The 26,858-nt window shown below is 49.7% G+C and carries 24 protein-coding genes and 2 tRNA genes; 17 read left to right on the top strand and 9 right to left on the bottom strand.

Annotated features, from left to right (window positions below):
* The first annotated feature begins 67 nt into the window (after nucleotides 1–67).
* From B051_RS0108835 to groL, 11 genes are all read left to right on the top strand, one after another.
* On the top strand, nucleotides 68–1,177 hold the full coding sequence (locus tag B051_RS0108835) for a Nif3-like dinuclear metal center hexameric protein (RefSeq protein ID WP_018477834.1): 1,110 nt from the start codon (nucleotides 68–70) through the stop codon (nucleotides 1,175–1,177).
* 4 nt (nucleotides 1,178–1,181) lie between these two features.
* Nucleotides 1,182–1,913: a zinc ribbon domain-containing protein gene (locus B051_RS0108830; protein ID WP_018477833.1), complete on the top strand. Its 732-nt coding sequence runs from the start codon at nucleotides 1,182–1,184 to the stop codon at nucleotides 1,911–1,913.
* Between the two features lie 47 nt (nucleotides 1,914–1,960).
* A complete protein-coding gene (locus B051_RS0108825) occupies nucleotides 1,961–3,433 on the top strand; it encodes a tetratricopeptide repeat protein (protein ID WP_018477832.1) in 1,473 nt (490 codons plus the stop codon).
* A gap of 13 nt (nucleotides 3,434–3,446) precedes the next feature.
* The gene (locus B051_RS0108820) at nucleotides 3,447–4,748 is read left to right on the top strand and encodes an anthranilate synthase component I family protein (protein WP_051080649.1); all 1,302 of its coding nucleotides are present in this window, start codon (nucleotides 3,447–3,449) and stop codon (nucleotides 4,746–4,748) included.
* 119 nt (nucleotides 4,749–4,867) lie between these two features.
* A complete protein-coding gene (miaB, locus tag B051_RS0108815) occupies nucleotides 4,868–6,307 on the top strand; it encodes a tRNA (N6-isopentenyl adenosine(37)-C2)-methylthiotransferase MiaB (protein WP_018477830.1) in 1,440 nt (479 codons plus the stop codon).
* A gap of 102 nt (nucleotides 6,308–6,409) precedes the next feature.
* A complete protein-coding gene (locus B051_RS0108810) occupies nucleotides 6,410–7,681 on the top strand; it encodes a sigma-54 interaction domain-containing protein (RefSeq protein ID WP_018477829.1) in 1,272 nt (423 codons plus the stop codon).
* Entirely contained in the window at nucleotides 7,665–8,195 is a 531-nt protein-coding gene (gene lptE / locus B051_RS0108805; RefSeq protein WP_018477828.1) for an LPS assembly lipoprotein LptE, read from the top strand. Before B051_RS0108810 ends, lptE begins: the two co-directional genes overlap by 17 nt.
* A 30-nt stretch (nucleotides 8,196–8,225) precedes the next feature.
* Nucleotides 8,226–9,515: a tetratricopeptide repeat protein gene (locus tag B051_RS0108800; protein WP_018477827.1), complete on the top strand. Its 1,290-nt coding sequence runs from the start codon at nucleotides 8,226–8,228 to the stop codon at nucleotides 9,513–9,515.
* A 1-nt stretch (nucleotide 9,516) separates the two neighbouring features.
* Nucleotides 9,517–9,912: a preprotein translocase subunit SecG gene (gene secG, locus B051_RS0108795; protein ID WP_018477826.1), complete on the top strand. Its 396-nt coding sequence runs from the start codon at nucleotides 9,517–9,519 to the stop codon at nucleotides 9,910–9,912.
* Between the two features lie 255 nt (nucleotides 9,913–10,167).
* Nucleotides 10,168–10,458: a co-chaperone GroES gene (groES, locus tag B051_RS0108790; protein WP_211214327.1), complete on the top strand. Its 291-nt coding sequence runs from the start codon at nucleotides 10,168–10,170 to the stop codon at nucleotides 10,456–10,458.
* Nucleotides 10,459–10,495: 37 nt separating this feature from the next.
* Complete coding sequence (gene groL / locus B051_RS0108785) at nucleotides 10,496–12,133, top strand: chaperonin GroEL (RefSeq protein ID WP_018477824.1); 1,638 nt, start codon at nucleotides 10,496–10,498, stop codon at nucleotides 12,131–12,133.
* 250 nt (nucleotides 12,134–12,383) lie between these two features.
* On the opposite strand, the gene B051_RS0108780 is transcribed toward groL, so the two are convergent.
* Nucleotides 12,384–13,889, bottom strand: a complete 1,506-nt coding sequence (locus tag B051_RS0108780) for a peptide MFS transporter (protein ID WP_456107042.1) — start codon at nucleotides 13,887–13,889, stop codon at nucleotides 12,384–12,386.
* A 308-nt stretch (nucleotides 13,890–14,197) separates the two neighbouring features.
* Between B051_RS0108780 and pckA the strand changes: the two genes are divergently transcribed.
* The 3 genes from pckA (at nucleotide 14,198) to B051_RS0108765 (ending at nucleotide 17,361) form a co-directional block, all read left to right on the top strand.
* Nucleotides 14,198–15,814 (top strand): phosphoenolpyruvate carboxykinase (ATP), encoded by a 1,617-nt coding sequence (pckA, locus tag B051_RS0108775; protein ID WP_018477822.1) that lies wholly within the window; start codon nucleotides 14,198–14,200, stop codon nucleotides 15,812–15,814.
* A 150-nt stretch (nucleotides 15,815–15,964) separates the two neighbouring features.
* Nucleotides 15,965–16,681, top strand: a complete 717-nt coding sequence (locus B051_RS0108770) for a 16S rRNA (uracil(1498)-N(3))-methyltransferase (RefSeq protein ID WP_026236283.1) — start codon at nucleotides 15,965–15,967, stop codon at nucleotides 16,679–16,681.
* Between the two features lie 14 nt (nucleotides 16,682–16,695).
* The gene (locus B051_RS0108765) at nucleotides 16,696–17,361 is read left to right on the top strand and encodes a DUF4159 domain-containing protein (protein WP_018477820.1); all 666 of its coding nucleotides are present in this window, start codon (nucleotides 16,696–16,698) and stop codon (nucleotides 17,359–17,361) included.
* 10 nt (nucleotides 17,362–17,371) lie between these two features.
* Here the strand turns inward: B051_RS0108765 and B051_RS0108760 are convergent, their stop codons facing one another.
* Nucleotides 17,372–17,914: a hypothetical protein gene (locus B051_RS0108760; protein ID WP_018477819.1), complete on the bottom strand. Its 543-nt coding sequence runs from the start codon at nucleotides 17,912–17,914 to the stop codon at nucleotides 17,372–17,374.
* Between the two features lie 141 nt (nucleotides 17,915–18,055).
* Here B051_RS0108760 and smc point away from each other — a divergent pair, with 141 nt between their 5' ends.
* Nucleotides 18,056–21,598 carry a chromosome segregation protein SMC gene (smc, locus tag B051_RS0108755; protein WP_018477818.1) on the top strand — a complete coding sequence of 1,181 codons (3,543 nt, stop codon included), beginning with the start codon at nucleotides 18,056–18,058 and terminating at the stop codon, nucleotides 21,596–21,598.
* A gap of 77 nt (nucleotides 21,599–21,675) precedes the next feature.
* Here smc and B051_RS0108750 read toward each other — a convergent pair whose 3' ends face one another.
* The 6 genes from B051_RS0108750 to B051_RS0108725 form a co-directional block, all read right to left on the bottom strand.
* Complete coding sequence (locus B051_RS0108750; RefSeq protein ID WP_026236282.1) at nucleotides 21,676–22,029, bottom strand: MmcQ/YjbR family DNA-binding protein; 354 nt, start codon at nucleotides 22,027–22,029, stop codon at nucleotides 21,676–21,678.
* A gap of 29 nt (nucleotides 22,030–22,058) precedes the next feature.
* Nucleotides 22,059–22,610 carry a 1-acyl-sn-glycerol-3-phosphate acyltransferase gene (locus tag B051_RS0108745; RefSeq protein ID WP_018477816.1) on the bottom strand — a complete coding sequence of 184 codons (552 nt, stop codon included), beginning with the start codon at nucleotides 22,608–22,610 and terminating at the stop codon, nucleotides 22,059–22,061.
* 91 nt (nucleotides 22,611–22,701) lie between these two features.
* A complete protein-coding gene (locus B051_RS0108740; RefSeq protein ID WP_018477815.1) occupies nucleotides 22,702–23,232 on the bottom strand; it encodes a hypothetical protein in 531 nt (176 codons plus the stop codon).
* 249 nt (nucleotides 23,233–23,481) lie between these two features.
* Entirely contained in the window at nucleotides 23,482–24,258 is a 777-nt protein-coding gene (locus B051_RS0108735) for a patatin-like phospholipase family protein (protein WP_018477814.1), read from the bottom strand.
* Between the two features lie 4 nt (nucleotides 24,259–24,262).
* Nucleotides 24,263–25,105, bottom strand: coding sequence for an MBL fold metallo-hydrolase (locus tag B051_RS0108730; protein WP_018477813.1), 843 nt, complete (start codon nucleotides 25,103–25,105; stop codon nucleotides 24,263–24,265).
* A 176-nt stretch (nucleotides 25,106–25,281) separates the two neighbouring features.
* Complete coding sequence (locus tag B051_RS0108725; RefSeq protein WP_018477812.1) at nucleotides 25,282–26,232, bottom strand: acetyl-CoA carboxylase carboxyltransferase subunit alpha; 951 nt, start codon at nucleotides 26,230–26,232, stop codon at nucleotides 25,282–25,284.
* A gap of 222 nt (nucleotides 26,233–26,454) precedes the next feature.
* Here B051_RS0108725 and B051_RS0108720 point away from each other — a divergent pair.
* Both B051_RS0108720 and B051_RS0108715 read left to right on the top strand, forming a co-directional pair.
* A tRNA-Asp gene (locus B051_RS0108720) sits at nucleotides 26,455–26,528 on the top strand.
* Nucleotides 26,529–26,586: 58 nt separating this feature from the next.
* Nucleotides 26,587–26,660: transfer RNA gene (locus B051_RS0108715), tRNA-Asp, on the top strand.
* 20 nt (nucleotides 26,661–26,680) lie between these two features.
* Here the strand turns inward: B051_RS0108715 and B051_RS22415 are convergent.
* Complete coding sequence (locus B051_RS22415; RefSeq protein WP_157578708.1) at nucleotides 26,681–26,827, bottom strand: hypothetical protein; 147 nt, start codon at nucleotides 26,825–26,827, stop codon at nucleotides 26,681–26,683.
* Nucleotides 26,828–26,858 lie beyond the last annotated feature (31 nt).

The following is a 26,858-nucleotide window of genomic DNA, read 5'->3' as shown; positions in this document are numbered from 1 at the left end:
TGCTTTTATCTCTAAGCCAAAGTTGATACTTTAGCCCCAAAACAAAGGCAAAAGCCACCGCAGGGAGATGAATGAAAAAGTTACCATAGGCGACGTTGCCAGGCTGTTGGAGCAGTATGCCCCCATGCCCTACCAGGAAAGCTATGATAATTCCGGTTTGCAGACAGGCAACCCCCATGATGAAGTGAAGGGGGTGCTCGTGACGCTCGACTGCACTGAGAACGTGCTTGAGGAAGCTGTCATCAAAGGCTGTAACTTGGTAGTGGCCCACCATCCGGTCATATTCAAAGGCCTGAAAAGTCTGACTGGCAAAAGCTATGTGGAGCGCACCATCATCAAAGCCATCCAACACGACATCGCCATCTACGCCTGCCATACCAACCTCGACAGCGTGCACAACGGGGTGAACGCCAAAATCGCAGAAAAGCTTCAACTACAGAATGTCAACATACTATCTCACAAGCCGCAAACACTGATGCAACTGGCTTTTTTTGTACCAGTAGAGAATACGGAGGAGGTGCTGAAGGCCATACACCAGGCGGGTGCCGGAAAGATTGGAGAATACAGCGACTGCAGCTTCCAGGTGCAGGGCACTGGCCGCTTCCTCCCCTCCGATAGCGCCGAGCCAACCATTGGCCAACCCGGCAAACCGGAACAGGTACAGGAAAACCGTATAGAAGTCGTGTTTCCGGCCTATAAAAAGAACCAAATCATGCAGGCGCTGTTGCAGGCACATCCTTACGAAGAAGTGGCCCATTTCCTGACCCTGCTCGAAAACCAGAACCAGGAGGTTGGCATTGGTATGATTGGCGAACTGCGGGAGACGCTACAAGAGGAGACTTTCTTGGATTATCTAAAGCAACATATGCAGATTCCAGGCGTTCGCTTTACCCCGATAGGAGACAAGACCATAAGGCGCGTGGCCGTGTGTGGCGGCTCGGGCAGTTTCCTTATCAAAGAGGCCATCCGTCAAGGTGCGGACGCCTTCGTGACGGCCGATGTAAAGTACCACGAATTCTTCGACGCTGAGGGCAAACTGCTCCTTGCGGACATCGGGCACTATGAGAGTGAGGTATTTACAAAGGAGATTTTTTATGATACTATTTCCAAAAAGTTTACTAATTTTGCAGTCTATTTATCGGAAGTAAACACTAACCCTATCAGATACACCTATTAACTACATGGAAAGTACGGTAGCCAGCAAATTAGAAGCACTGCTTAAGCTTCAAAGCATCGATTCGCAGCTTGATGAAATTAGACGCGTAAGAGGCGACCTCCCGGAAGAGGTGCAGGACCTGGAAGATGAGATTGAAGGCTATGAGGTAAGGGTTCGAAAGTTTGATGATGAGGTAGGTGCCCTCAACGACGCTATCGTTCAGCGCAAGCAGGCCATCAAGGATTCTGAAGGCCTCATCAGAAAATACGAGGAGCAGCAGGAAAACGTGCGTAACAACCGTGAGTACGATGCCATCACCAAAGAAGTCGAGCTTCAGAAACTGGAGATTCAAATCTCCGAGAAGAAAATAAAAGAGGCACACTACCAGATTGAGCAAAAAATAGCTGAAATAGAAGGCACTAAAAACCGTCTGGAAGAGCGTCGCAAGGACCTGGAAAACAAGAAGCACGAGCTTGACCAAATCGTTTCAGAGAGCGAAGAAGAGGAAAACAAACTGGAGCAGGAGCGCGTTTCTGCGTCTGAGCAGATTGAAGACCGCCTGCTGAGTGCCTATAGCCGTATCCGCAAGAATGTCCGCAATGGCTTGGCCGTCGTGCAGGTGAAGCGTGACGCCTGCGGTGGTTGTTTCAACACGGTTCCACCTCAACGTCAAGCAGACATCGCTGCCCAGAAGAAAGTGATTGTATGTGAGCACTGCGGCCGTATTTTGGCCGGTGTGGAGCAGCGCGTTTACTAAATGAAATGATGCTCAGCGGATTTCGCTTGAACATAACATACAAAAGGATGGCTAACCCCCATCCTTTTTTTGTGCTGCTTTGGCTGCTCCTCTCCTACACGGCCGGCGCTTCCAGTTCCAGCTTTAACCAGACCGTCAGCCGCGCCCACGCCGAGACACTCAAGCTCAAATTAGCAAATGGGCGAAACCTGATTCGGAAGGAACTGCAGAGCAATTCTGCCAACGCCGCCGCCCTGCTTATACAAAACCAGCAGGATTTTCTGACGCTGTGTGTGCAGCAGGACCCCAAAGTATACGACACACTCATCAAGGCGCAGGAAGAGCGGCTGCAGCAAATCAACAACTTGAAGGAGCGCTCTGCCTGGGTGGATTACAGCAAGGCGGAGGTACGGCTGCACATCGCCCTGAGCAGGCTGCTGTTCGACCACAAACTGGCTGCAGCCTGGGACATCCGGCAAGCCTACCTGCAGTACGTGGCCAATACCAAGCGCTATCCCTCTTTTATTCCCAACAAAAAGACCCTGGGCACCTTGCAGGTGCTCATTGGCTCCGTGCCCGATACGTACAAGGTGTTTCTGAACATCATCGGGATGAAAGGCGATATTAAGTCAGGTATGGCCAACCTACGCGAGGCCGCTACAAAAGAGAACCCCTTTCAGGATGAGGCAATACTGCTGCATGCGCTGCTTCAACACCTGCTCGAACAAGACAAAAACAAGGCCGCTGAGACAACCATATCAAAACTTTCCCAGTCACATCCGGATAACCTGCTGTTTGCCTTCGTCTCGATGCACATCCTCAAAAAGAACAAGCGAAGCGAGCTTGCGTTACAGGTATACCAGCGCCTTCCCAAAGGTCCGGCATACCTGGCTTTCCCCTACCTGCACCACATGGCCGCTGACCTATACCTGTACAAAGGCGATTTGAACGAGTCAATCCACGAGAACCAGTTGTTTCTGCAGCAGCACAGAGGCAACCATTATTTGAAAGCGGCGCATTTCAAGCTATACCTGTCCCATTGGCTGCAAAACAACGAAAGGCAGGCAGGGCACCATTACCGCATGATTCCACAGGTAGGGCAGCCGGTGGTGGAGGAAGACGCCTACGCCGCCCGCTTTCTGGAGCAGCAGACAAAACCCAATCGCTGGCTCCTGCTGTCACGCTTGCACTCGGATGGCGGCTATTACCAGCAGGCCCTGGCCACCCTGAGCCGGATGCAGCTCCACGATAATACTCCGCAGGCTGAGGTGGCAGAATATCATTACCGAAGGGCGCGCATCCACCACGGTCTGCAGAACTCGGAACAAGCGAAACGTTCCTACAAGCAGGCCATCAGCGCCTGTGGAAACACTACACTCTATTTTGCGCCACATGCCGCCTTGCAACTAGGCTACTTATACCAGGAGGAAAAGAACATACATCAGGCAAGAACCTATTTCAACAAAGCCATAGCCTACAAAGGACATGAATACAAAAGCAGCATAGACGCGAAGGCTAAACTAGCTTTATTGATTTTATAATCCCTCATCCACAATGCTTTACAGCACAACGGTTAAAGTTACAGAGTTAGGCATCTCTATACCTGAGTTCCGGGTGAAGGCGCTAGCCTGGGCGCAACATTTCCAACTGGTTGCCTACTATACCTCCAACCACATTCCATACCCATACCAGGGGTTTGATGAGTTGCTAGCGGTTTCTGCCCGCGCTCCAATAGCTTTTGAATGTGACAAGGCTTTTGAAAGCCTGCAGGAGAAATTGAAGCAACAGCAAACCTTGTGGTGCGGCTACCTGGCCTATGATTTGAAAAATCAGGTCGAAAAACTCAGTAGCCAAAACCCCGACCACATTGGCTTTCCACCTGTTTTTTTCTTTGAGCCGGAGCTATACCTTTACTTCAGGGACGATACTATACTTATCTACAGCTCAACAGATAAAATAGATGAACTCATTGGAACCATTCTGTCTACACCCGCTCCTGCAGCCTTTGTTGTCCCTGAAGTTCAAGTACGGCAGCGTGTCTCTTTTCAGGAGTATGTGCGACAGGTAGAGCGCATCAGACAGCATATATGGGCTGGCGATGTGTATGAACTGAATTATTGCATGGAGTTCTTCGCGGAGCAGGTGCAGCTTCAATCCTTGCCGCTATACCTGGCCCTGAACGAGCAGTCTCCTACTCCTTTCTCGGGCTATCTGAAGTATGGCCAGCGCTTTCTGATGTGCGCCTCCCCTGAGCGGTTCCTGAAAAAACAAGGCCGTAAGCTCATCTCCCAACCCATCAAGGGCACCATCCGCCGCGGTGCAACGCCCGAAGAGGACCAGCGATTGCAGTTCCAGCTCCGGCACGATGAGAAGGAATTGGCTGAGAACATGATGATTGTAGACCTGGTGCGCAACGACCTTCGGCGGTCCTGCGCCACCGGCACCGTACGGGTAGAGGAAATGTTCGGCATCTACGGCTTCCGGCAGGTCTCCCAGATGATTTCCACCATCAGCGGCGAGATGCGCCCCGAGTGCAGTATAGTGGATGCCTTCAAAGGGGCCTTCCCAATGGGCAGCATGACGGGTGCGCCCAAAATCAGAGCCATGGAATTGATTGAGGAGTTGGAAATTACGCGTCGTGGTCTCTATTCTGGTGCATTCGGATATATTCAACCTAACCAGGATTTCGACTTCAATGTAGTTATCCGCAGCCTGCAATACAACGCTGAAACAGGCTACCTCTCCTTTATGGTAGGCAGCGCCATCACTTTCGACTCCATACCTGAAAAGGAATATGAAGAGTGTCTGCTAAAGGCTCAGGCCATGATGCGCGTGCTTGGGCAGGCTAATGCCTAATGAGCTGAATTTAGATTAGGCTTCGTGCTTCAAATTTATTCCACTCAATTCCTCTGACATTCTGTCACGTTATTTAGGAGGATGTAGTATATTTGCAGCTGAAAGAGATTATTTGAAGCATGGACCCAATCGTTGATTTAGATTTTATAGATAACCGTACCCCGGAACAAGCGACTGCTGTGGCCTCCTGTGACACCAAAGTGACAGAGGAGTCAAACACAGGCAAGTCGCGCAAACTCTACATTGAGAGTTACGGCTGCCAGATGAACTTCTCTGACAGTGAAATTGTGTCTTCCATCATGCATGAGCAGGGCTTTGACACTACCTCCAGTATTGAGAACGCAGACGTGGTGTTCCTCAACACCTGCTCCATCCGCGAGAAAGCGGAAACGACCGTGCGCAATCGCTTGGGCCAAATCAATTACTACAAGCGCAAGAAGCCAGCTATGGTGATTGGCATATTGGGTTGCATGGCCGAGCGCCTCAAGAAATCACTTCTGGAAGAAGAGAAAATTGTAGACCTGGTGGTGGGGCCAGACGCTTACCGCGACCTGCCGAACCTGATTAACGAAGTAGACGGGGGACAGAAAGCAGTGAACGTGCTACTGTCACGCGAAGAAACCTATGCCGACATCAACCCTATCCGTCTGAACAGCAACGGCGTGAGCGCCTTCATCTCCATCATGCGGGGCTGTGATAACATGTGCTCTTTCTGCGTGGTGCCCTTCACCCGCGGCCGCGAACGTAGTCGGGACGCCCACTCCATCGTGCGGGAGGCGGAGGCATTGGTTGCGCAGGGTTACAAAGAGGTGACACTGCTGGGCCAGAACGTGGACTCCTATAAATGGACCTCTGAGGATGGAAACGAGCACGTGAACTTCGCCCAATTGCTGGAACAGGTGGCGCTCCTAGACCCTAATCTGCGCGTACGCTTCTCTACTTCACACCCCAAGGACATTACAGACGAAGTGTTGTACACCATGAAGAAGTACGACAACATCTGCAAATACATACACCTGCCTGCCCAAAGCGGCAACTCCCGTGTACTGGAGCTCATGAACCGCACCTATGACCGTGCTTGGTACCTGAACCGGGTAGATGCCATACGCGCCATTCTGGGTGAGGAATGCGGTATCTCCTCAGACATGATAGCCGGTTTCTGCTCCGAGACGGAGGAGGAGCACCAGGACACACTCTCGCTGATGGACTACGTGCAGTACGACTACTCCTACATGTTCTTCTACTCAGAGCGCCCCGGCACATTGGCTGCACGCAAGCTGGAAGACGATGTTCCGCTGGAGGTGAAGAAGCGCCGCCTGGCCGAAATCATTGAAAAGCAGCGCGAATGCTCCCTAAACCGCAACAAGCGGGACATAGGCCGCATGCACCGTGTGCTGGTAGAGAACTTCTCTAAGAAGTCCGGTGACTTCTTGAGTGGACGCAACGACCAGAACAAGGTGGTCATATTCCCGAAGAAGCACTACAAGAAGGGCGACTATGTGAATGTGTTCGTGAACGACTGTTCCGTAGGCACTCTTTTCGGTGAAGCAGTAGATTAAGGTTGAATTTGTAACCAATTAAGGTATAGCAAATTAAGTAAGGTATACCTCTATTACAAAGTCAACCCAACTGTCAGTTATCCAAGCTCCATACCTGATTGCATGTACAACATCGATATTCAAAGTATAAAACAGCGCTTCGGCATCATCGGGAATTCTCCCCTGCTAAACCACGCCATACAGGTGGCGGCACAGGTGGCCCCGACCGAGATGACGGTGCTGATTACTGGAGAGAGCGGCAGCGGAAAGGAGTCCTTCTCTAAAATCATCCATAACATGAGCCCCCGTAAGCACGGGCAGTTCATTGCCATCAACTGCGGGGCTATACCTGAGGGCACGATTGATTCTGAATTGTTCGGCCACGAAAAAGGCTCTTTCACCGGCGCCACCGATACCCGCAAGGGATATTTTGAGGTGACGGATGGCGGTACTATCTTCCTGGATGAGATTGGCGAGATGCCCCTCGGTACACAGGCCCGCCTGCTGCGGGTACTCGAGAACGGAGAGTTCATCAAAGTGGGCTCCTCTAAGGTTCAAAAAACCGACGTACGCGTAGTGGCCGCCACCAACGTCAACCTGATGCATGCCGTGGAAAAAGGCCGTTTCCGTGAGGACCTGTACTACCGCCTTAGCACGGTGCCTATCACGGTGCCGCCTCTGCGTGAGCGCGGAGAGGACATCTACCTGCTCTTCCGCAAATTTGCTTCTGACTTTGCTGAGAAATACCGGGTCAAACCTATCACGCTGACGCCAGAAGCGGTGCAGGAACTGCTCAATTTTCGGTTTCCGGGCAACATACGCCAGCTCAAGAACATCGTGGAGCAGATTTCCGTGCTCGAGTACGAGCGTGAGATTGACGTAACCAAACTACGCCAGTACCTTCCACGCGAACAGACCAGCAGCCTGCCTGCCATCATGGCCAAAGAGAACGGGTCGGACCAATCCTTCTCGGAACGCGACCTGCTGTACAAGGTGTTGTTTGACATGCGACGCGACGTCTCTGAATTAAAGAAACTGGTGTTTGAGCTCATTACCCACCAGCCAAATGACCATGAACTCCTCAAAGAGCACGGACATCTCTTTGAAAATATTGAGCAGGTAGGCACAATGCGCTCCTACAAGTCCTCAGAGCAGCCGGAACCCTTCTACCTGCCAGTGAATCAATCGTCGCATGAAGACGACTACGAGGAGAAAGTGGAGGACATTCCACACGAGACCGAAGAAGAGAGCCTGTCCCTGGAGACCAAGGAGAAGGAAATGATTCTGAAGGCGCTCAAGAAGCACAACAACAAGCGGAAGTATGCCGCCAATGACTTGGGCATATCCGAAAGAACCCTTTACCGCAAATTGAAGCAGTATGACATCGAAGATTAACAAGCGCGCCCTGGCACAGAGCGCCATCCTGTTATTGGCCGTTTTTTGCAGCGCCTGCGGCGTCTACTCCTTCACCGGTACCTCTATATCACCGGATATCAAGACGATATCGATTCAGAACTTCGAGAACAGCTCTGGTGAGGGTCCAGCCAACCTGACGCAGTTGGTGACCAACAACTTCAAGAACTACTACCAGCGCAACACCAACCTGACTATATTGCAGCGCGAAGGCGACTTGCAATTAGAAGGACAGATTATTAGCTTTACCCTGACGCCAGCCGCCGTGCAGCGCGAGGGCAACATTGACCAGGCCACGCTGAACCGCCTGACGCTGGGGGTGCAGATTCGTTTTACCAATACCAAAGACCCGGAACAGGACTTCGATCAGCAGTTCACCATCACACAGGACTTCCCGCAGGACGTGGACATTACCCGCATTCCGCCGGCTACCATAGACCAGCTGACGGAGCGCCTGGTGGCTGATGTGTTCAACAAAACGGTAGCCAACTGGTAGGCCTTAATTTTTTGCGTTATCAACCTTTTCATGAATAAATCGGCCTTTATAAAACTGATACAACAGGTATCCAACATCTCCGACCAGCAGACTGAAGAGCTGGAGAAGGTGGCGGAAGCCTTCCCCTATTGCCAGACAGCGCACCTGCTGTTAGCAAAATCAGCTTTTGATAAGGGCAGCATGCTGTCTACACAGCGCCTTCGCCGTGCCTCCTCCTACGCCACTGACCGGCAGTTGCTCAAACGTGTCATCTATACCTCCCCATCGCCAGAACCTGTTTTTGAGGAGGCGGAAGCACCCGAAAAAGCAGATGAACAAGTTGCCTTGCCTGAAAGTACGCCAGTAGAGGAGGCAATCATAACAGCAGACGTTCCGGAGGCTGAAGCTATACCTCAGGAAGACCTGAACGAGGTATACGCGGTAGGTATAGCAGCAGAAATGCAGCAGGATGCCTCAGAAAATGCAACTGCCGAAGAGGCACAAGCGGAGGAAATGCTTGATTCAGAGCTGGCCTTGCTATTCACCTTCAACAGCATAAGCTCCTCCTCCACCGACTTGCTGAGCCACAGAGAGGAAGCAGAGGCTATACCTGTTTCAAACCACTATTCAGAAACAGATGAAGCTCTGGCTGAAGTCGATGCATACGAAGCTGTTGATGAGCCGCAGGAAGAAGAACTACATGTAACAGAAGTTGAAGTTACTGAGGTAGCTACTCCCTCGGATGAGCTTTCAGAAGAGCCGGCAAACGCTGATGAGAGTGACTTTGAACCTGAAATTAGCCAAGACAATGGCTTAGCTCAACAACCTGACTTTACCGATGATCCCGAGGATGCCGAAATCAACTATACGACGGATGAAATAGACCGGCTCTATGCAGAGGATTCACTGGGTTATTGGATGGGTTCCAGCCGAATGGGTGAAGTCCTACAGTTGAAAGACGACTATACCCGGCAACGGCCGCAGAGCTTCCACCCGGAGCTTATCCTGGAGTATAGCAAAACACATGAGCTAGAGAAAGCCATACAGCCAAGCAAGCATGTGCTCAGCCAGCAGTTGGATATCATTGACCAGTTCCTGAAGTTGAATCCGCGCCTCAAAACCATGGCCAACATGAAACTGAAGCCGGAACCCCAAGAGGACTTGTCTTTGAAGAGCTCCAAAATAAAGAAAGGAATGGCCTCTGAAAACCTGGCCAATATCTTCCTGAAGCAAGGCAAGACAAAGAAAGCCCTCAAAATTTATGAACAGCTAATTTTGAAATATCCGGAAAAAAAGTCTTACTTTGCCCAACAGATAGAGAAATTACAAAACATAACCTAAAATGTATATCGCCCTAATCAGTATCATTGTTTTCATTTGTGTACTGCTCATCCTAGTAGTACTGGCACAAAACCCTAAAGGAGGCGGACTATCTAGCCAGTTTGGCGGCGGTGGAGCCAGCCAGCTGATGGGCGTGAAGCGTACCGGTGACCTGCTGGAGAAACTGACTTGGGGATTTGCAGTAGCACTGGTTGTTCTGACTTTAGGCACCCACATGCTGATTGATTCAAGCGGAGATGCAGGCGTAAACAGAAGCATCAACGAAGAGCGTGCACGCCAGTCAGGCATGCCGGCGGCCCCTGCTACTTTACCAGGCGCTGAGGGAGCTGAAGGACAGGAAGACATGTCTATTCCGTCTGCAGCGGAAATACCTACAATGACAGACACCGCTCAGTAAGCACATAAACGATTTTAGAAAGCCGGCCCGACAGCCGGCTTTCTTCATTTATACCCTCTCCTACTGTGTGACACCTTTTGTCTGTTTAGTTCCCGCTCTCTGACACTTTCTGTCAAGTTTGTCAGGTATAGCCACTGCCAAAGCTGCAAAATTGACTTAAAATGGCAGGTTTCGGGGCTTGGCACAAGAAATGATAGGTAGAGTATGGTTTCAACGTTAACATATTAACCACAAAAACTAAAAACATAACAAACTATGTCAATCAGCATTAAACCATTAGCAGACAGAGTGATTGTAGCTCCTGCTGCAGCAGAGGAAAAAACGAAGTCTGGCATTATCATCCCGGACACTGCTAAAGAAAAACCACAGCGCGGCGAAGTGGTGGCAGTTGGCGAAGGCAAAGTGTCTGAGCAAGGCGCTCTTATGAAGCCTCAGGTTCAGGTAGGTGACCAAGTGTTGTATGGCAAGTATGCAGGTACAGAGATATCAGTAGACGGCAGCGATTACCTAATCATGCGTGAGTCCGATATCTTGGCTATCCTTTAATCATTTCCTTTTAAACAAAAATAAAAGCAATATAACTATGGCTAAGAACATCACATTTGATGCCGATGCTCGCCACAAGATTAAGTCTGGCGTAGACAAACTGGCAAATGCTGTTAAAGTAACCTTAGGCCCGAAAGGCCGCAACGTTATCATCGACAAGAAATTCGGAGCCCCTACTATCACCAAAGACGGTGTTTCCGTAGCGAAAGAAATCGAGCTGAAAGACGCCATCGAGAACATGGGTGCCCAACTGGTGAAGGAAGTAGCCTCTAAGACGGCTGACCAGGCAGGTGACGGTACTACAACGGCCACTGTATTGGCTCAGGCCATCTATACCGCAGGTATCAAGAACGTAGCTGCTGGCGCTAACCCAATGGACTTAAAGCGTGGTATCGACAAAGCGGTGCATGCCGTAGTGGAGAACCTGCGTCAGCAGTCCAAGAAAATCGAGAACTCTTCTGAAATCTCTCAGGTGGGTACTATCTCTGCCAACAACGACGCTGAAATCGGTAAAATGATTGCCGACGCGATGGACAAAGTGGGCAAAGATGGTGTCATCACAGTAGAGGAAGCAAAAGGCACTGAGACCGAGGTGAAGACAGTAGAAGGTATGCAGTTTGACCGCGGTTACCTGTCTCCTTACTTCGTGACGAACCCAGAGAAGATGGAAGCTGAGTTTGACAACCCTTTCATCCTGATTTACGACAAGAAGGTTTCTACCATGAAGGAGCTGCTTCCGGTGTTGGAGCAGGTTGTCCAGACAGGCAAAGGCCTTGTGATTGTTTCTGAAGATGTAGACGGCGAGGCGCTGGCTACTTTGGTGGTAAATAAATTGCGTGGTTCCCTGAAGATAGCTGCTGTGAAGGCTCCTGGTTTCGGTGACCGCAGAAAAGCTATGCTGGAAGACATCGCCATCCTGACTGGTGGTACTGTGATATCTGAAGAGCGTGGCTACAAACTGGAGAACGCTACCCTGGATTACCTAGGACAGGCTGAGAAAGTAATCATCGACAAAGACAACACCACCATCGTGAACGGTGCTGGTCAGAAAGATGATATCGTAGCGCGTATCAACCAGATTAAGGCGCAGATGGAGACGACTACATCTGACTACGACAAAGAGAAACTGCAGGAGCGTCTGGCTAAACTGTCTGGCGGTGTGGCTATTCTTTACATCGGTGCTTCTACTGAAGTAGAGATGAAAGAGAAAAAAGACCGTGTAGACGATGCGCTGCACGCTACAAGAGCTGCCGTTGAAGAAGGTATCGTAGCAGGTGGTGGCGTTGCCCTTATCCGCGCCATCGATGCCCTGAACAACGTCGACGTGTACAACGCTGATGAACAGACTGGTGTTCAAATCATCAAGACTGCCTTGGAGTCTCCGCTTAGAACAATTGTTTCTAATGCAGGTGGCGAGGGCTCAGTAGTGGTACAGGCGGTTCGTGAGGGCAAGGCTGACTTCGGTTATAACGCCCGCGACGACCGTTATGAGAACATGTTTGCTGCCGGTATCATCGACCCAACCAAGGTGACTCGCCTTGCTTTGGAGAACGCCGCTTCAATCGCAGGTCTGCTGCTGACTACAGAGTGCGTAGTATCTGAGGAGCCTTCAGAAGAAGGTGGAGCTCCTGCTGGCATGCCAGGTGGCATGGGCGGCATGGGCGGCATGATGTAATCGACTCCCATAGTTGAATTAAAAAGCCCCGGGCCTACTGGTCCGGGGCTTTTGCATGTATAGCTATACTCTATAGATGAAACTCCTTTAGGTATAGGTATAGGTATGCTCATGACTGCCTAAATTGATGGAGGTTAGTTATACCTTATTTCTATTAATATGATGAACAACTATAACCTAAAAGTCTTATTAAAACAAAAAGTCCTGTGCTGGTATCAGCACAGGACTTTTATTATGGAAGGTCTACCACTTAGTGTATACCATGCGACCACTTGCGCATCAATGGGGTAAGCAACAGCGCCAATACCGCGAAACCGAAGGCTACGTAAGCAATCTGTTCGAAAACGCCTGTATAAACAAGCAAAGAAGCCATGCCGGTCGCCGCTTCGCCTTCTCCTCCACTCACAGAAGTCAGCTTGGCGATGATACCAGCAATGTGGTGCGCGAATGAAGAAGACAGGAACCAGATACCCATGATAAAGGCCACAATCTTCTTAGGGGAAAGCTCCGTCACTTTGGACAGGCCCACTGGTGAAATGAACAACTCACCTGTTGTGATGAACATATAACCTAGAATCAGGAACCAAATAGAAACCCTTCCATCTGCATCAGCGAAATCGGCGCTCCATGCAAAAACCAGGAAGCCTAAGCCAAGCTGCGCTATACCTAAGGCGAACTTCACTGGCGTGTATGGGTTCATTCTCATTTTAGAGAAAAGAAGCCACATGGCAGAGAAAGGAAGCGCGAAGAGCACGATGAAGAAAGGGTTGATGGAGTTAGTCTGTGCCGCATTCATGAACGTCAGGTTCACGTTACNCTCAGCAAACAGCGTGAGTGAGGAACCAGCTTGCTCAAAAAATGACCAGAATACCGTAATGAAGAACGTCAACAGAATTACGACAATCAGGCGCTCACGCTCTACTTTCTCAGCCTTAACCAGGTTCATGATGAGAATAATGGCAATGATTGGCAGCAAGGCATAATACATCACATAATCTATCAAAGAGCCATCAAACACAGTTTCACCCAGTACAGGAAGTGTGATGGTGCCATTGAACAGCATCAAGCCCAGGAAAGGCAGCGCCGCAACGGATAAGATGTTCACCCACCACTCCTTGGTGATGCCGCCTACTTTTTCTTTGATAGCCGCCGGGTTAGGAGGCAGGCCTCTGTCACCGAACACACCGCTGCGGCTACCTTGCCAGAACATAACCAGCCCGAGCAACATACCTACACCGGCAGCGCCGAAGCCATAATGCCAGCCATAATTAACGCCTAACCAACCACAAACGAGCGGAGCCAACATAGCACCAATGTTGATGCCCATATAGAAAATGGTAAAGCCCGCGTCTCGGCGCGTGTCACCCTGCTTATAAAGAGTTCCTACCAGCGTTGAAATATTTGGCTTAAAGAAACCGTTACCTACAATCAAAAGGGCAAGGGATCCGTAAAAGAAAAGTGGGTGCTCAATTGCCAGTGCAAAGTGGCCTAGAGCCATCAGAACGGCGCCCAACATAATGGATTTGCGGTAGCCCAGGAATTTATCGGCTATCATACCGCCAATTACAGGAGTGGCATAAACTAAGGCGCCATAGGCTNCGTAGATACCGAAAGCTATCTCGTCACGGTTTGCAAACGATTCGAACAGGTTGTTAACCATGTACAGAACCAACAGGGCACGCATACCATAGAAACTGAAGCGTTCCCAAAGCTCTGCGAAGAACAGGTAGAACAGTCCTTTCGGGTGCCCAAACATCTCCGGACCTGCCGGGTCTGCTCCCAAGGGGGCATTTTGTTCGCTGACCTGGTCGGTTAGCGTGTGTTCTTTATAAGACATAGGGGTTTGGTTGTTGATTGTTTTAGACTAGTTGACCATACAAAGAAGGTAAATATATCGGTTTGTACAGAGATAGACAAATTTTTTAGGGCCTACGCCACAACAAAGGACCCAGAGAGACCTCACATTTATTAATGGAACTTAATCATATTTTAATATCTAATATTTTATATTTTTGTACCACAGTTGTGAAACAAACAGTTCACTTATAAACCCTTTATTTTCAAATGAAAGAATCTGGTATTAAATCAGGTACAGTTGGTCTTGAAAGCCTGGGCATCAAAGAAGCGCAGGAAGTTCTCTGGAACCTTACTCCTGCCGAACTGGTGGAGGAGGCCCTGAAAAACGGCGAAGGCGTACTGACTGACACTGGCGCACTGATGTGCGACACAGGCAAATTCACGGGTCGCTCACCAAAGGATCGCTTCGTGGTGAAAGACGCCAAAACAGAAAACACCGTGTGGTGGGGTGATATCAACATTGCGTTTGACCCGGAGAAGTTCGACAGCCTTTACAACAAGATGACAGACTCCCTGAAAGGTCGCAGACTATACGTGCGCGACGCCTATGCAGGAGCCCACCCGGATTACCGCCTGAACCTGCGCATCATTAACACCCAGGCATGGCATAACCTGTTCTGCAATAACATGTTCCTGCGTCTTACGGCAGAAGAGCTTAAAGACCATAACCCTGAGTTCACCATTATCTGCGCACCAGAGTTTGAAGCAGACCCAGAGGTAGACGGCACACGTCAGCCAAACTTCGCCATCATCAACTTTACCCGCAACATCATCCTGATTGGCGGCACAGGCTATGCAGGCGAAATGAAGAAAGGCATCTTTGGCGTGTTGAACTACATATTGCCAGAAGAAAGAAACACACTGTCTATGCATTGCTCTGCCAACGTAGGCAAAGACGGCGACACAGCCATTTTCTTCGGTCTTTCCGGCACAGGCAAAACTACTCTGTCTGCTGACCCGAACCGTGGTTTGATTGGCGACGACGAGCACGGCTGGACAGTAGACAGCGTTTTCAATTTTGAAGGTGGCTGCTATGCTAAAGTGATTGACTTGAGCCGCGAAAAAGAGCCCCAAATTTGGGATGCCATCAAATTTGGCGCCATCGTGGAAAACACCCGCTTTATAGAGGGAACACGCACGGTTGACTATGCCAACAAATCGGTCACAGAAAACACACGCACGGCCTACCCAATCAACCACATTGACAATGCCGTAGAACCGTCCAGAGCTGACATACCTAAAAACATCTTCTTCCTGACAGCAGATGCTTTTGGAGTATTGCCTCCAATTTCCAGATTGAACACGAGCCAGGCAATGTATCACTTCATTTCAGGCTATACTGCTAAGGTGGCAGGTACTGAGGTGGGTGTGACTGAGCCTCAGACGACTTTCTCTGCCTGCTTCGGTGCGGCGTTCCTGCCTTTGCACCCAACCAAGTATGCTGAGATGCTCGGCCAGAAGATGAGTGAGAATAACGTGAACGTGTGGCTGGTGAATACTGGCTGGACAGGCGGTCCATACGGTATTGGCTCACGCATGAAACTGCCGTATACCCGCGCTATGATTACAGCAGCGCTTGAAGGTCAGCTTGACAGCGTGACCTATACCAAGCACCCTATCTTCGGTGTAGAGATGCCAAATTCCTGCCCGAACGTGCCGGAGGAAATCCTGAATCCACGCAATACTTGGTCTAACAAGGAGGAGTACGATGCCAAGGCAACAGACCTTGCCTCAAAATTCGTCAAGAACTTCAGCAAGTACGCGGGAAGTGCTAGCGAAGACATTCTGGCCGGTGCTCCACAAGTGGAGGTATCCATTAACTAGTGATTCCTTTATAGGATTAAGAAAAGCCTTTCTGCTACGGCAGGAAGGCTTTTTTATGTGGCAAGGCATCCTTTTGTTTCCGGATTTCTTATTTTCGTATACCTGTATAGACCCAAATTCAAAGTTATTTTCCAACCATAAACTGAAACAGTGCATCTATTCTATACCCCTGACATAGCTTCTGAACTCTATACCTTGCCTGAGGAAGAATCTAAGCATTGTACCCGCGTGCTGCGGCTTCAGCAAGGCGATACGGTATACCTGGTGGATGGCCGCGGTGGCCTGTATACCGCCATCATTCAGGATGCACATCAGAAGCGGTGCCAGCTGCAGGTGATAGACAAGCAGGTGGAGTACGGCAAACTGCCTTACTACGTGCATATTGCAGTGGCTCCTACCAAGAACATAGACCGAATGGAATGGTTCGTGGAAAAGGCTGTGGAGATTGGGGTGAGCGCCATTACTTTTCTGGAATGCGAGCACTCAGAGCGTAAGCAGCTGCGCCTCGACAGAATTGAGAAAATCGCTGTAAGCGCCATGAAACAGTCCCAAAAAGGGTTCCTGCCACTTCTGAACGACATGACTCCTTTTGAGCGCTTCATCCAAACGTGCATACCTGCCGATACGTTTATCGCTCATTTAGAAGATGATGCAACTAAAACCATCAAGGAGTACTATAAGCCAGGGAGGCAGCATTGTATTTTGATTGGCCCCGAAGGTGACTTCTCCCCAAGGGAAATTACAGCGGCCTACGAAGCTGGGGTTAAGCCTATTACACTGGGCCAAAGCAGGCTGCGTACCGAGACGGCGGCTTTGGTAGCCTGCCATACCCTGCACGTACTACACGATATATACGCACCGTTATAGTTGAACAGAAAAACATGAAGCGCGCGCTCTTATTCCTTCCTCTCCTACTGCTTTGTGGTGCTTTGTTGGCGCAGCAGAAGTATAGCTTCAAAATTGCCAAACTGAAGTACAATGGCGGCGGCGACTGGTATGCCAACAAGACCTCTCTCCCTAACCTAATCAGGTTCTGCAACCAGAATCTCAACATGAACATCGCGCCAGAAGAGGCAGTGGTGGAGGTGGGCAGCGTGGAGTTGTTCAGTTATCCCTTTGTGCACATGACGGGGCATGGCAATGTGGTATTTTCAGATGTGGAAGCCCAGAACCTGCGCAATTACCTGCTCAGCGGCGGTTTCCTGCACATTGACGACAACTATGGCTTGGACCAGTACATCCGCAAAGAGATGAAGAAGGTGTTCCCTGAATACGAGTTTGTGGAACTGCCCTTCGACCATCCCATCTACAAACAGAAATACCCCTTCCCCAATGGACTTCCTAAAATCCACGAGCACGACAACAAGCCGCCGCAGGGTTTCGGCATCATGCACAAAGGCCGATTGGTATGCTTCTATACTTACGAGACAGATTTAGGCAATGGTTGGGAAGACGCCGAGGTGCACAACGACCCGGAGAACAAGCGGCAGGATGCCTTGCGTATGGGCGCCAACATTTTGGCCTATGCCCTTACTCAGTATCTATAATAGATGCTGCTTAATACTGTTTGCGGTTGAAAATCTCTGTGAAGATAAAAGCCTGACGTGCGGATTGTGGGTTTCTGAGCAGTTCAGCGTATACATTCGTCTGTGGTAGCAACTTCTGTCGTTTGATTTCGGACAAAGCTTCATCCGATTCTCTTCGCTCCCTCCTTCTCTGGTTCAATATCCTCGCTTGGTCGGGATTCTCCTGTGATAGCACCCGAACCGTCTCGCGCTCTTTGTAAGGCTGATGTGGTACGGGTTTGGAAATTGGTCTTGGCACCTCTACAGGTTGCTGGGCCTGCTCGTTAGCCCGCTCCATCTTTGATTGCATCTCGCGCAGAATGTCCTCAAATGAGGTAGCCGGAGCAGCAGGCCTTTGCTGCTGAGGCCGTTGCACCGGCCCCGGCATAGGCTTCGGTATAGCTCTCTCCTGCTTTGGTCTCTCCTGTTTAGGGGCCACATCCTCATCAGGCGTTTTGAACGCTTTGCGCCAGGCAGTGTAAATGAAGTATGCCACAATGGCCAGGATGTATAGTATGAGCTTAAAATCTTCCATGGTGTCAGTCTCTTATCAAATATAGCAGAAATTATGTGTGCCGCGGCCAATCCTCCTGCATATTTATACTGCTTCCTTGCGCCATAGTAAACAAATTAGTCTTATTTTTGAGTTTGTATCGAATAGTTTCCGCTCACGCGAATGCAAGTATCAAGATTAGAAATCAAGGGATTTAAAAGCTTCGGCGACCGTGTCGTTATCAATTTTGACGAAGGTATAACCGGAATCGTAGGGCCTAACGGCTGCGGCAAGTCTAACATCGTAGATGCCATACGTTGGGTGTTGGGAGAGCAGAAAACACGCAACCTACGCTCAGACAAAATGGAGAACGTGATTTTCAACGGCTCCAAAACGCGCAAACCGGTTCAATTGGCTGAAGTGTCCATCACCTTTGACAACAACAAAGGCATCCTTCCCACGGAGTACTCTCAAGTGACCGTCACCCGCAAGTATTATCGCAACGGCGACAGCGAGTACATGCTCAACGGCGTCACCTGCCGCCTCAAAGACATCAATGAACTCTTCCTCGATACAGGTATAGGCTCCGACAGCTACGCCATCATCGAGCTCAAGATGGTGGATGAGATTCTCAATGATAAAGAAAACTCGCGCCGTTTGCTTTTCGAGGAAGCCGCTGGCATTTCCAAATTCAAGGTACGCAAGAAGCAGACGCTGAAGAAACTGGAGGAAACAGATGCCGACCTGGAGCGCGTAGAGGACGTTCTCTTTGAGATTGGCAAGAACATGAAAACGCTGGAACGCCAGGCAAAACAGGCTATTAAGTACTTCCAGCTCAAGGATGACTACAAGCGGTATAGCCTGGAGTACTCTCGCCGTAATATTACACAGTACCAACAATCGCTTCAGCGACTGGAACAGGACGTGCAGCAGGAAACATCCCTTAAAGAGAGTTATGTACTTGCTGTAACAGAGGCTGAAGACGCTATAGCAGACCAAAAATCGGAACTGAACCTGACACAGGAGCAGCTGGCCGAGATGCAGAAGACCATGCAGGTGCAAACGGCAAAACTGCGCCAGTTGGAGAACGACATCAAACTGAAGTCGGAGCGCAGCAACTTCCTCAAGGAGCGCATGCTGCAGCTGCGCCAGCAGATAAGCCAGGACACCGCTAACCTGGAGCACACGCAGGAGAGCATTATGCATTTGCGCGAGGAGATGGAAGAGGTACAGGACAGCTTTGCCGGTGCCGAAGAGCAGGTAAACGAGTTGAAGGAACAGCTACAGGAAGCCAACGAACAGAAACTGAGTCTGCAGGAGGCTTTTCAGGAGCTGACACAGCAGCAACGCACTAAGCAGAATGCCGTTTTCCAGCTTAATAAGTCACTGGAGATTGCACAGGTACAGATAAATAACCTGACACAGGACCTGAATCGCTTGCAACAGCAGCAATTGACAGCTGACGAAGACGCAGGCTTGCTACAAGAACAGTTGCAGGAGGCACAGACCGAGTTGGAAGAAAAGACCGGTGAACTAGTACGACTGCAAGCCAAAGAAGAGTCGCTGCTGCAGGATATTGAGAAAACCGAAGGTGACATTGAGGCACTGAAGGAGCAGCTGGTGGAACTCAACAGAGCCCTGGATGCGCGCCAGAACCAGTATAACCTGACCAAATCGCTGGTGGAGAACATGGAAGGTTTCCCGGAGGCCATCAAGTACCTGGCGCAATCAGACAGCTGGAGCAAACCGGCCCCTCTTCTGTCTGACATTATCGTTTGCGAGCCTAATTATAAGTCACTTATTGAAAGCTACCTCGAGCCCTACATGAACTTCTTTGTGGTGGAGGAACTGCAGGACGCCGTGGAGGCCATTGCCTTGCTCAAGCAGCACAACAAAGGAAGGGCGAACTTCATCATCCTCTCTGAGATTGAGGAACTAGAGCCTACAGCAACCTTTACCGACGGTAATTTGAAGGCTGCCTTTGAGGTGGTTTCTGCCGACAAGAAGTATGGCAGTCTGCTCAAGTACATGCTCCGCAACGTGTACATCAGCGACGAAACGGAAGAAGATTTCTCAGCAGAGGATTACCGAACCATCATCCTGAAGGACGGTTCCGCTATCAAGAAGCCCCTCAGCCTTTCTGGCGGTTCAGTGGGCTTGTTCGACGGCAGTCGGTTGGGTCGCAAGCAGAACCTGGAGAATCTAGCAAAGGAGTTGGAAGAACTTAACTACCAGGTAGACCTAATGCAGAGTCGCATCAACACCCAGCAGCAGATTCTGCTCAGCTACAGGAGCGAATCACAGAAGGAAACTATCAAGCAGTTGGAGAAGGAAGTGGCCAAACAACAGCAGGAACTTCTCACCATCCGCATTAAAAACGAACAGCACCAACAGAACAGAAAAAATTTCGACCAGAAACAGGAGGAGCTGCAGCAGCGACTGGAGGAACTGCGGGTGCAAAGCCAGCAGGTATCCCCTCAGGCTGCGGAAGACCAGCAGGAACTGAAACGGCTGGAGGAGGAATTAGCTGTGCTCAGTTCGCAGCTCAACCAGCAACAGGAGCAGATAGCAGTTATCTCCAGCAGGTATAACCAAGAAAACATACAGTTCCACCAACTTAAAAACCGCTACGGCAGCCTGCAGCAGGAAATAAGCTATAAGCAGAAGACGGTTGAGACAAACCAGGAGCGGATTGAAGGACTCCGATTGGAGTTGGTAAAATCCGAAGATGAAACACTTCAGGCCACTGATTTCATTGAAGAGAATGAGGCACTGGTAGAAACCATGGTGGAGGCGCGCCGGGAATTTGGGTACGAACTGGATGCCGTGGAGAAGAAGTATTTCAGCCTGCGAGGGGAACTGGATGAGAAAGACAAGACCATACGCGAGCTGCAACGCAAGCGCCAGAACGCCGATGAACTGTTGATGCGCATGCAGCAAGCCATCAACGACACCAAAATTAAACTGGTATCGGTGCAGGAGCGTTTGGCAGCCGAGTTTAACATCGCTACCGAGGATTTGGAGCAGCCAATACAGGAGATGCAACCAGAGGGCTTGTTCCAGCTGAGCAACGAGGAGCTGAGCAAGTTTATAGCCGAGGTGAAAACTGCATTGGACAAGATGGGGCCTGTAAATGCCATGGCAGCCGAAGCCTATACCGAGATTGAGGAGCGCAACAGGTTTATCACCGAGCAACGCAACGACCTTTTCAATGCCAAAAACGCGTTGATTGACACCATCAATGAAATTGATACAGTAGCCAAGGAGAAGTTCCTAACCTCCTTCAACGAAATTAAGCAGAACTTCATCCGGGTGTTCCGCAGCCTCTTCACTGAAGAAGACAACTGCGACTTGGTGCTCACTGACCCCAAGAACCCGCTCGAGTCGCGCATTGAAATCATGGCGCAGCCAAAAGGCAAACGCCCGCTGACAATCAACCAGTTGTCAGGCGGTGAGAAGACTTTGACGGCCATTTCGTTGCTCTTCGCTATCTACCTCCTCAAGCCGGCACCTTTCTGTATCTTCGATGAGGTGGATGCGCCGCTGGACGATGCCAACATCGATAAGTTCAACAACATCATCCGCACGTTCTCCAATGAGTCGCAGTTCATCGTAGTGACGCATAACAAACGAACCATGGCCTCTACGGATGTGATGTACGGCATCACCATGATTGAAGCAGGTATATCCCGGGTGATTCCGGTGGACTTGCGCCAAATCGCCTAGACATATCAGGATCATACAAACAGAAAAGCCGCTGAAGTATATCAGCGGCTTTTCTGTTTGTATGGCAGGTAAATATGCTATACCTGGCTGGCTTCTATTTCTTTGATTAGCTTTTTAGGCAGCTTTGCTTTCACGAGTCCGTAAGATTGCGCTACATAGTGCTGCCACTCTGCCTCCGTGAGCCTGTCCCATCGCTGTACCTTCACCCATTTGTTCCGGGCCATATAAGGTGCCGGAATAATGGCAGGAGTGACTGACAGCTCTTCGAACTCTTCCTCTTTTACTTTGAAAGAAACGCCTGTATCTCCTTCCAGTCCGGTCACGCAAAACATTTTGCCTCCAACCAAAAAGCAAAGGTCGGCTCCCCACTTTACATCTTCTGTTACGCCCGGCAATGCCAGACAGATTTCTCTTAGCGATTCTAGGTTCATTTCAGAATTTCTTACCCGTTATGAATAAACTACCTGATGCCTTGCTCCGGGAATTTACCCTTTTTGGTCCGGTAGAAGGCGAATATCTTCTCCATATCCGCGTCAATGTCTCCTGAAGGATAAATGGCCGGACCTATACCTGCCTCATTTTTGGAGTAGTCCACATAGCCTAACACGATGGGCACACCAGCTCCAAGCGCTACGTGGTAGAAGCCCATCCGCCAGCGAGGCTGGTATTTACGCGTGCCTTCTGGTGTTACGAGCACGCACATGTCGCCCGGCGTCTCCTTGAAAATGCGAATCATGGTATCAACCATACGTGTATTCTTGGAGCGGTCGATTGGCAAAGCGCCCATGGATTTGAGCAGCCCCCCGAACGGAAAGCGCATGAATTCTTTTTTGATGGTGAAGCGTATGGGTGCTTCCATGATATAAAAGGCCGCTCTGGCAAAAATGAAGTCCCAATTACTGGTATGGGGAGCGGCAATCATGACGCACCGGCGGAGTTCAGGAGCTAGGTTCCCGTTGAGTTTCCAGCCAAAGATTTTGAAGATGAGTTTTGAAAGGGCTTTAGCGAACATACGTATTTTATAAAAAATGCTAATCTACAGTCAAATTGACTACAGATTAGCATTTCAAATATACTATATAAAATTTAGAAACGGGAATGGACTAGAGACCTTGCTTGATGACGTGCGATTTCTTTCTCAGCAGGTATACCTGCAATCCGAACCCTACCATGGGTCCTATCTCCTGATAGCTCCTGCCGTCTCGGTCTACTTTCCGGAAGTAGCGCAGCGACAGCACCGGCTCCAGCGAGAATTTTTCATTGATGAAGTGCGCGTAGCCTACTCCTACCGAGCCGGCTAATGATTTGTATTTTCTATTTACATCGTTGAAGTTGTGCAGACCACCCAGCGCCGTAAATTCACCAAACACGCCATTCAGCAGATAGTAGCGAATGAAAGGGCCTGCCAGCATAAACGTCTCGCGGCTAGGCTCGAACTCACTGCCAACAGCTGTTCGCTTGGTACTTTGGTGCAGTATGCTAACATCAAGTCCCACTACTAAGTCTTCCCGGATGAAGTAGCCGTTTTTCCCCTGCAACTGAAAGTTGATGCGCCGGCCATCCACTTTTTCCCCAGTGTTATTAAGCTCGCTGGAGGTGATGAAGTAGCTGCCGTTCAGGTTGCCACCTAACATAAGGGAGCCGTGTTTCACTTTTGCTCGTATTAGCGAGCTTTCATTTTCTTGAGACCAAGCCTGATAGTTAAGAGCAAGAACCAACAGGGCAGCTAGAGAAAGTATGCGCTTTAGCATATTTTTTTATCGAAAAGTTATAATTAATCCCTTTTACGGATTGCTTTCATATTCGGATGATATAATGAATAAAATATTCATTGATATCTATATAGGCTTACACTAAAGTAATTATATTTTGGATAAAAGTAACTAGAAATTCTGATTTTTCAGAACAAGTTTTAAGAGTTTTTCTTTGAGACTCAAGGTATAACGGTAACCTATATCGAATATCTCATCGGCCTTCCCAAAGCTCATGAGGCGGTAGTATTTCAGGTCCTGTGGCTCCAGAAAAAAGTCACACTGGTGCATGCGGAGCTTTACGTTGTTGTTGATGGCCAGATGTAGCGTGCGCTCCACCATGCTGCGTAGCGTGGTAATGCGCGCCTGGTGGTTCACTGGGTTGGAATGGACTCCTATTTTTATGTCACAGTTTCCTTTAAGCGGGTCTATAGGCATGTTGTTCAACAGCCCACCGTCGTTCAGCAGCATGCCGTTGATGGACACAGGACGGTATAATACAGGTACGGCACAGGAAGCCAGCAAGGGTTTAATCAAGTCGCCGCTGCGAAAGTAGGCTGTTACGCCCTCATTCATATCTGTGGCACTGATGATGACAGGTATACCTAAATCCTCAAACGTAGCGTCTGCGCCTAGGTATCTGTGAAATAATCTTTCTACCGCATCCAGATGGAGTATACCCACCTGCCCGATAGCCAACCGCATGACGCGGTACAGCCTCAGCTCTTTGATGAGCTTCAGTATATCGTCTGGAGAAAAGCCTGCTGCATAAAACACCCCGGCTATGGCGCCGGAACTGACCCCCGATATGATGGTTGGTTTTATCCCTATCTCGTCAAATGCCTTCAGTACGCCCAGATGAGCTATACCTCTGGCAGCTCCCCCCGACAGCGCCAGTCCAACCCGCATGCTGTTAAAGTTCGTTTAGTGAAAATGTCTCTCCTAAACGAATGCCCTTCTCGGTATGTTGCACCGTACAGCACTCATTTACGGAATCGTGCTCCAGGTATAGCACATACTGCTCATCGGCAGCCTGTTGCAGAAACCGGGCTTTTTCGTCTAAGGTGAGCAAGGGGCGGGTATCATAGCCCATAACATACGGTAACGGTATATGGCCTGTAGAAGGAAGGAGGTCAGCCATGAAGGCCACTTTACGTCCTTTATACGGTATGACGGGCACCATCATCTTATCCGTGTGCCCATCCGCATAAAAGATATCGAATTGCGAGAACGGTGAAGGCTGGCTAGGTTGTACATATTTCAGATGCCCACTTTCCTGCATGGGCAGGATGTTCTCCTTCAGGAAAGAGGCTTTTTCTCTAGCGTTAGGCTCTGTCGCCCACTTCCAGTGGTCCTCGTTGGACCAGTAGGTGGCATTTGGAAACACCAACTCCAAGGCTCCGTTGCCATCCTTGTACCTCACGCCACCGCCGCAATGGTCAAAGTGCAGGTGCGTCAGGAAAACATCCGTCACATCAGCAAAAGAGAAGCCTGCTGCTCTTAGTGACTTCTCCAAGGTGGCGTCGCCGTGCAGGTAGTAATGGCTGAAAAACCGGGCATCCTGCTTGTCACCTATACCGTTGTCAATCAGGATGAGGCGGTTGCCGTCTTCAATGAGCAGGCAGCGCATGGCCCACGTGCACAGGTTGTTATCATCGGCAGGGTTGGTGCGCTGCCACAGGGTTTTAGGCACCACCCCAAACATGGCACCACCATCTAATTTGAAAAAACCTGTATCGATTACGTGTAGCTTCATGAGATTTTTATCGTTTTATGATTTACATGTTGCGGCCATCAGGTTTTCAAAGTTACACTTGATGAGCCTCTTGCCTTAACTCTATACTACCTACGGGTTTAAGTTAAACAAAAAGAAAAGTGGCAGCAAAGGTTATATCCCTTTACTGCCACTCATCCAGTTTATTCTTTTGACGGTTAACCCTCCAGCACCACGCCCATGGCAGAAAATTTATCGATGCGCTGCATGATGCGTTCCTCTGCAGGTATAGCTTCCAGTTCGTCCAGCATTCGGATAATCTCCTTCTTCAGGGTGCGCATCATGCGCTGCGGTTCCGTGTGGGCACCTCCAAGAGGCTCTTTGATGATGCCGTCAATGAGTTTGTGCTGCAGCATGTCGGTAGCCGTGAGTTTGAGCGCCTCCGCCGCCTGCTCTTTGTAGTTCCAGCTGCGCCACAATATTGAGGAGCAGGATTCTGGAGAAATAACCGAATACCAGGTGTTCTCCAGCATCATGACACGGTCTCCTATGGCAATACCCAACGCACCGCCTGAGGCTCCCTCTCCGATGATAATGCAGATAACGGGCACTTTCAGCATGAACATCTCTTTCAGATTCCGTGCTATGGCTTCTCCTTGTCCTCGCTCTTCAGCCTCCAGTCCAGGGAAAGCGCCTGGCGTGTCGATGAAGGTCACGATAGGCTTTCCAAACTTCTCAGCCATCTTCATCAGGCGGAGCGCCTTACGATAGCCTTCCGGGTTGGCCATACCAAAGTTGCGCATTTGCCGCTGCTTGGTGTTGCGGCCTTTCTGCTGGCCAATGAACATGATGCTGCGGCCCTCCACCTCACCAAAACCTCCAACCATCGCTTTGTCGTCGCTCACGGTGCGGTCACCGTGCAACTCCACAAACTTGTTGGTAAGCCCTTCAATGTAATCCAAGGTATAGGGTCTGTCTGGATGACGGGAGAGTTGCACACGCTGCCAGCGGGTAAGGTTGGCATAGGTTTCCTTTTTCAGGATTTTTATCTTCTCTTCCAGTGCCTTCACTGCCTCCGAAACGTCCACCTGGCTTTCGCTGGCCAGCTTTTTCATTTCCTGCAGTTTGCCTTCCAGGGCCGCAATGGGTTGTTCAAAGTCCAAAAGCATAGTCGTTGTCGCTAATTCTGACACAAATTTAACAGTTTCCGCAAATGCTGCAGCTAAACCGAAAAATTTATCCTTTATTCTAAAAATAAAATATTTGGTTTTGAGCCCGTTACATTTTGGCGCCGAAAATATAAGCCCAAAAAGCGGCCCTCCTATTGCAGAATCGAAAATAACCCTCTACATTTGTATCACTTTAACGGAAAGCGTTAGAGAAAACAGAAAGGTCTGGTAGTTCAGTTGGTTAGAATGCCGCCCTGTCACGGCGGAGGTCGCGGGTTCGAGTCCCGTCCAGACCGCAGCACAAAACTGCGGTTTTAGTAAGAAAGAGCACACGGCTCTATATCACAAAGTATTGGTCTGGTAGTTCAGTTGGTTAGAATGCCGCCCTGTCACGGCGGAGGTCGCGGGTTCGAGTCCCGTCCAGACCGCTTAAAAAGCTCTTGAGAATTCAAGGGCTTTTTGCGTTTATAGCCTCCCCCCTTTCTATACCTATACCTATACCTATACCTATACCTATACCTATACCTATACCTATACCTATACCTATACCTATACCTATACCTATACCTATACCTCCGAGAACTCCTCTAAACAAAAATGGCAGCTCTACTTTCGTAAGGCTGCCA

Origin of the sequence: Pontibacter roseus DSM 17521 (genome assembly GCF_000373265.1) — a bacterium.
GTDB classification, from domain to species: Bacteria; Bacteroidota; Bacteroidia; order Cytophagales; family Hymenobacteraceae; genus Pontibacter; species Pontibacter roseus.
This window is presented reverse-complemented; position numbering and strand designations above follow the sequence as displayed.

Excerpts from the sequence above, each read along its gene's own strand:
- B051_RS0108825 (WP_018477832.1), top strand. The coding sequence starts at position 1,961 with ATGGCTAACCCCCATCCTTTTTTTGTGCTGCTTTGGCTGCTCCTCTCC.
- B051_RS0108730 (WP_018477813.1), bottom strand. The coding sequence starts at position 25,105 with ATGAAGCTACACGTAATCGATACAGGTTTTTTCAAATTAGATGGTGGT.
- miaB (WP_018477830.1), top strand. The coding sequence starts at position 4,868 with ATGGACCCAATCGTTGATTTAGATTTTATAGATAACCGTACCCCGGAA.
- B051_RS0108735 (WP_018477814.1), bottom strand. The coding sequence starts at position 24,258 with ATGCGGGTTGGACTGGCGCTGTCGGGGGGAGCTGCCAGAGGTATAGCT.
- B051_RS0108800 (WP_018477827.1), top strand. The coding sequence starts at position 8,226 with ATGAATAAATCGGCCTTTATAAAACTGATACAACAGGTATCCAACATC.
- secG (WP_018477826.1), top strand. The coding sequence starts at position 9,517 with ATGTATATCGCCCTAATCAGTATCATTGTTTTCATTTGTGTACTGCTC.
- B051_RS0108820 (WP_051080649.1), top strand. The coding sequence starts at position 3,447 with ATGCTTTACAGCACAACGGTTAAAGTTACAGAGTTAGGCATCTCTATA.
- B051_RS0108725 (WP_018477812.1), bottom strand. The coding sequence starts at position 26,232 with ATGCTTTTGGACTTTGAACAACCCATTGCGGCCCTGGAAGGCAAACTG.
- B051_RS0108810 (WP_018477829.1), top strand. The coding sequence starts at position 6,410 with ATGTACAACATCGATATTCAAAGTATAAAACAGCGCTTCGGCATCATC.
- B051_RS0108765 (WP_018477820.1), top strand. The coding sequence starts at position 16,696 with ATGAAGCGCGCGCTCTTATTCCTTCCTCTCCTACTGCTTTGTGGTGCT.
- groES (WP_211214327.1), top strand. The coding sequence starts at position 10,168 with ATGTCAATCAGCATTAAACCATTAGCAGACAGAGTGATTGTAGCTCCT.
- groL (WP_018477824.1), top strand. The coding sequence starts at position 10,496 with ATGGCTAAGAACATCACATTTGATGCCGATGCTCGCCACAAGATTAAG.
- B051_RS0108830 (WP_018477833.1), top strand. The coding sequence starts at position 1,182 with ATGGAAAGTACGGTAGCCAGCAAATTAGAAGCACTGCTTAAGCTTCAA.
- pckA (WP_018477822.1), top strand. The coding sequence starts at position 14,198 with ATGAAAGAATCTGGTATTAAATCAGGTACAGTTGGTCTTGAAAGCCTG.
- B051_RS0108745 (WP_018477816.1), bottom strand. The coding sequence starts at position 22,610 with ATGTTCGCTAAAGCCCTTTCAAAACTCATCTTCAAAATCTTTGGCTGG.
- lptE (WP_018477828.1), top strand. The coding sequence starts at position 7,665 with ATGACATCGAAGATTAACAAGCGCGCCCTGGCACAGAGCGCCATCCTG.
- B051_RS0108760 (WP_018477819.1), bottom strand. The coding sequence starts at position 17,914 with ATGGAAGATTTTAAGCTCATACTATACATCCTGGCCATTGTGGCATAC.
- B051_RS0108835 (WP_018477834.1), top strand. The coding sequence starts at position 68 with ATGAATGAAAAAGTTACCATAGGCGACGTTGCCAGGCTGTTGGAGCAG.
- smc (WP_018477818.1), top strand. The coding sequence starts at position 18,056 with ATGCAAGTATCAAGATTAGAAATCAAGGGATTTAAAAGCTTCGGCGAC.
- B051_RS0108750 (WP_026236282.1), bottom strand. The coding sequence starts at position 22,029 with ATGAACCTAGAATCGCTAAGAGAAATCTGTCTGGCATTGCCGGGCGTA.
- B051_RS0108740 (WP_018477815.1), bottom strand. The coding sequence starts at position 23,232 with ATGTTAGGTGGCAACCTGAACGGCAGCTACTTCATCACCTCCAGCGAG.